The sequence below is a fragment of the Providencia heimbachae ATCC 35613 genome (assembly GCF_001655055.1).
GTDB lineage: Bacteria > Pseudomonadota > Gammaproteobacteria > Enterobacterales > Enterobacteriaceae > Providencia > Providencia heimbachae.
In genome coordinates, this window is the sequence record NZ_LXEW01000043.1 from 1 (window position 1) to 961 (window position 961).

Below are 961 nucleotides of genomic sequence, written 5' to 3' on the forward strand. Positions count from 1 at the left end.
ATCATTCAGCGTTAATGCTTCTTTTTTTAGGCTTTTCATGTAGGAGTCTTTGAGAGCGTCATTAATATCACCACTTCGACCAAATAATGTGTCACCGTCAGCAATCATCGTGTTGTCCGAATTAATTCCAAGCAGGAAATCATCATTTTCATAACTGAATCCAATAACGATTTTATGTTTACCACCATCCTCGGCGATAAATCCATTCGGAATACAGACGCCTTTTTCAGTCGGAATATCATGGTCTAAACGCCCCTGCAACCGTGAAATCAATGAGCGCATCGCGGCTAATTTAACGGGTTTTTGGTTTGATTGAACCTCAGTAAATCCTCTCGCTAAATATTGAGATTTCCGTTTTTCATGCTTTTTATCCGAAAAATCCCTAAAATCTGTCGTAATAATAAATGCGATATGATTAAGATAAATATGCGCCTCTAATTGACGATAAATATCATCAGAGCCATCCTTATTTTTATCAAATATCACACCTTGATTATTGGGCAGTCGTATAATTTCTTTAATGAATGGAGCATTTTCAGGCTCATTTTCAGGGCGACTCATAGCCTCATTGAGTTCCTGCTCTCTCAATTCAATGCGTTGCTTAAATGCCGGCGGATAGATAAATTGACTTTCGATTTTAAAATCATCGTACGTCGCTTTATTTGTACCGTTCTTAAACGACTCAGGGACATCCACTCGATAAATCCCCACACATTGTGGTTTTGTTTTAGAAAATAAGGTTTTTACCATTACTGCGTCCTTCTGAATCAATGAGGCGGCGTAAAGTGTAGGAGTAAATAGCATCAGCCCTAAGCAATACAAGCCTCGAGAAACAAAAGTATTTTTCATGTGGTTTCCTTTCTATTAAATAACAAGCAGGGGGTTCCCTGAATTAACCTAATGAAAATTTATTTCTATTTAAACGTTCATTTTTGGCTAAATAATAGGAAGGTGAATAAAA

1 protein-coding gene is annotated in these 961 nt (G+C 37.0%); it reads right to left on the reverse strand.

Annotation, left to right across the window (positions count from 1 at the left end):
* The coding region (locus M998_RS15825) for a Tli4 family immunity protein (protein WP_068909752.1) at positions 1-849 on the reverse strand (849 nt) is incomplete at its 3' end.
* Between the last annotated feature and the right edge of the window lie 112 nt (positions 850-961).